The 3,529-nt window shown below is 64.5% G+C and carries 2 protein-coding genes; both read left to right on the top strand.

What is annotated here, in order from left to right; translation table 11 throughout:
- Positions 1-106 precede the first annotated feature (106 nt).
- The gene (gene qcrB, locus RM423_RS24275) at positions 107-1,717 is read left to right on the top strand and encodes a cytochrome bc1 complex cytochrome b subunit (RefSeq protein ID WP_396327868.1); all 1,611 of its coding nucleotides are present in this window, start codon (positions 107-109) and stop codon (positions 1,715-1,717) included.
- 43 nt (positions 1,718-1,760) lie between these two features.
- Positions 1,761-3,527, top strand: coding sequence for an aa3-type cytochrome oxidase subunit I (gene ctaD / locus RM423_RS24270; protein ID WP_311425613.1), 1,767 nt, complete (start codon positions 1,761-1,763; stop codon positions 3,525-3,527).
- Positions 3,528-3,529 lie beyond the last annotated feature (2 nt).

Genomic DNA, 3,529 nt, shown 5'->3' with positions numbered 1-3,529 from the left:
GTGATCGGCATCGCTGCAGCCACCCTCGCCGCAAGGGCGGTAGTGGCCAGGCGGCTACGCCGGATCTCATCGTGAGCGGCGGTCTTCGATGAGAGTAGTGCGTCCGCTGCTTCGGCTCGCCTTCTCGCGGCAGTCGGTGTCCTCCCGCGCGGCTGGAGCCGTAGGTAGCGCCGCTGATGCGCGCTTGAAGATCGCCGCGCCGCTCCGCAAGCAGTTGAACAAGGTGTTCCCGGACAACTGGTCCTTCATGCTGGGCGAGATCGCCCTGTATTCGTTCATCGTGCTGCTCCTGACGGGAACCTTTCTGACTTTCTTCTTCGACGCGTCGATGGCGGAGGTGCGCTACGACGGCTCCTACGTCCCGCTGCAGGGTGTTGAGATGTCACGGGCATTCGCATCGACGCTCGACCTTTCCTTCGACGTACGTGGCGGGTTGTTGATCCGCCAGATCCACCACTGGGCGGCGCTGCTGTTCGTGGCGTCGATGATCGTGCACATGTGCCGGATATTCTTCACCGCTGCCTTCCGCAAGCCGCGGGAGATCAACTGGCTGATCGGGTTGTCGCTGCTGGCCCTGGGCATCGTGGAAGGTTTCGCGGGGTACTCGCTACCTGATGATCTGCTTTCCGGTACCGGGCTTCGCATCGCCGATGCCATCGTGCTGTCCATACCGGTCATCGGCAGCTGGTTGAGCTTCCTTCTCTTCGGCGGGGAGTTCCCCGGCCACCAGATCATCGGCCGGCTGTACATCGCACACGTCCTGCTGATCCCCGGCCTGATTCTGTCTCTGGTCGCCGCTCACCTGACCATCATCGTCCGGCAGAAGCACACGGACTTCCCAGCGCCCGGGCGCACGGAGCAGACAGTCTCCGGCGATCGCCTCTATCCGACGTATGCGATGAAGTCCGGCGGCTTCTTCGTTCTGGTGTTCGGAGCGCTGGCAGCCCTCGGCGGCCTTGTCCAGATCAATCCAGTGTGGCTGTGGGGCCCGTATGACCCGGCGCAGGTCTCGTCGGCGTCCCAACCGGACTGGTACATGTGGTTCCTGGAAGGCGCCCTGCGGCTGTTCCCGCCGATCGCGCTGCATCCCTTCGGGCACACCGTCTCACCGGTGTTCTGGCCGTCGGTCGTACTTCCGATCGTGCTAGGGCTGGTGGCGGCCGGCTATCCGTTCATCGAAGCGCGGCTGACGAGGGACCACGCCCGCCACAATCTGCTGCAACGCCCGCGGGACGCCCCGGCCCGCACCAGCCTCGGCGTGCTGGCGCTGAGCTTCTGGGTACTGCTGTCGCTGGCCGGCGCTGACGACGTCATCGCCCATACGTTCCACCTGTCCCTGGCGCTGGTGGTGTGGGCACTGCGGGGCGGGGTGCTGGTCATTCCGCCATTGGCGTTCGCCTTCACCTACTGGATGTGCCTGGGCCTGGAGGACCACGACCGCGAGGTATTGGAGAGCGGTCTGGAGACGGGCCTAGTCCGCCGGACGTATCAGGGCGACTATGTCGAGATCACGCAGCCGCTGGGACCGACCAACTCCGAAGGCGAGGGTGTGCTGCGCTACGCAGGAAGCCCGGTGCCGAAACGGCCCAACCAGGTACTTGCTGCGCCGCCCACGCGAGGCGTCCGCGGGTTCTTCCATCCCCTCGACACCGACACCGACACCGAGACCGAGAGCAAGCCGGCCGCGCGTCACCGCAAGAGCAAGGTCGGACGGTGAGGTGCCACGCCGCTCGGTTGCGGCCAGCTGAGTTGGAGCACAAATGACCACTGTTACTCGGCCTGCCGCGGTCGATGATCGGGCGCAGGTCCACCGGCGGCGTCGGCGACGGTCCGCGCTGGCGAAGCTGCTGCGCACGACTGACCACAAGGTCATCGGGAAGATGTACCTGCTGACCTCGCTCAGCTTCTTTCTGGTCGCAGGTCTCATGGCGCTGGTGATGCGCGCCGAGCTCGCCCGTCCAGGAATGCAGATCGTGTCCCTGGACCAGTACAACCAGCTGTTCACGATGCACGGCACGCTCATGCTGCTGCTGTATGCGACTCCGCTGGTGATCGCGTTCGCGAACTTGCTGGTACCCCTGCAGATCGGCGCACCCGATGTCGCCTTTCCGCGGTTGAACGCCTTCTCCTACTGGGCGTTCCTGTTCGGTGGCCTGCTTGTGGTCAGCGGTTTGGTGACGCCCCAGGGCGGTCCCGGCTTCGGCTGGACGGCGTACACGCCGCTCAGCGACAACCAGAACACCCCCACGGTGGGCGCTGACCTGTGGACAGTGGGGCTGATCCTGTCCGGGGTGGGCACCATTCTCGCCGCGGTCAACATCGTCACCACCATCATCACGTTGCGCGCGCCGGGAATGACCATGTTCCGGATGCCTATCTTCACCTGGAACATGCTCGCGACGAGCCTGCTCATCCTGCTGGCATTTCCCGTCCTCACCTCGGCCCTGGCGGCGTTGTGGGCCGAGCGCAACCTCGGAGCCCACGTTTACGATGCGTCGGCCGGCGGTCCCATCCTGTGGCAGCACTTGTTCTGGTTCTTCGGCCACCCCGAGGTGTACATCGTCGCTCTGCCGTTCTTCGGCATCGTCACCGAGATCTTCCCCGTCTTCAGCCGCAAACCCGTCTTCGGCTACAAGGGCCTGGTGTTCGCGACGTTCGGCATCACGGCACTCTCACTCACGGTGTGGGCGCACCACATGTTCGCGACCGGGTCGGTGCTGCTGCCATTCTTCTCCTTCATGACATACCTGATCGCGGTACCCACCGGCATCAAGTTCTTCGCCTGGATAGGCACCATGTGGCACGGGTCCCTGACGTTCGAGACCCCGATGCTGTTCTCTCTCGGGTTCCTCGTCACGTTCCTACTGGGTGGACTGACGGGTGTGCTGCTGGCCTCGCCGCCGGTGGACTTCCACCTCACCGACAGTTACTTCGTCGTCGCCCACCTGCACTACGTGCTGTTCGGCACCATCGTCTTCGCCTCGTGGGGCGGCATCTATTTCTGGTTCCCGAAGTTCACCGGCCGCTACCTCAACGAGCGGCTCGGCAAGATTCACTTCTGGATGACATTCATCGGTTTCCACCTGACGTTCCTCGTCATGCACTGGCTCGGCGCCAAGGGCATGCCCCGCCGCGTCGCCGACTACCTGCCCACCGACGGTTTCACCGCGCTCAACACGACCGCCTCGATCGGCTCGTTCCTGCTCGGTGCGTCGATGCTGCCCTTCCTGTACAACTTCTACGTCTCCTACCGCTACGGCGAGCCGGTCACCCAGGACGACCCCTGGGGCTTCGGCAACTCACTGGAATGGGCAACGAGCTGCCCGCCGCCGCGGCACAACTTCCACACCATTCCCCGCATCCGCTCCGAACGCCCCGCCTTCGAGCTGCACTACCCACACTTCATCGCCCAAATGGACGCCGAGGCCTACGCCCGCAAGGACCATCCGCCCCGCGACACCGAATTCGTCATCAGCCCGATCGGCCCAGCCAACCAACACGACAACGACCCGGAACGCGCACAATAATC

The sequence above is a fragment of the Jatrophihabitans lederbergiae genome, from assembly GCF_031845305.1.
Classification (GTDB): Bacteria; Actinomycetota; Actinomycetes; order Mycobacteriales; family Jatrophihabitantaceae; genus Jatrophihabitans_A; species Jatrophihabitans_A lederbergiae.
Note: the sequence above shows the minus strand (reverse complement) of the source record. Positions and strands in the feature narration are given on the sequence as shown.

Bases quoted from the DNA above. Each gene is read 5' to 3' on its own strand.
- ctaD (WP_311425613.1), top strand. From the start codon at position 1,761: ATGACCACTGTTACTCGGCCTGCCGCGGTCGATGATCGGGCGCAGGTC.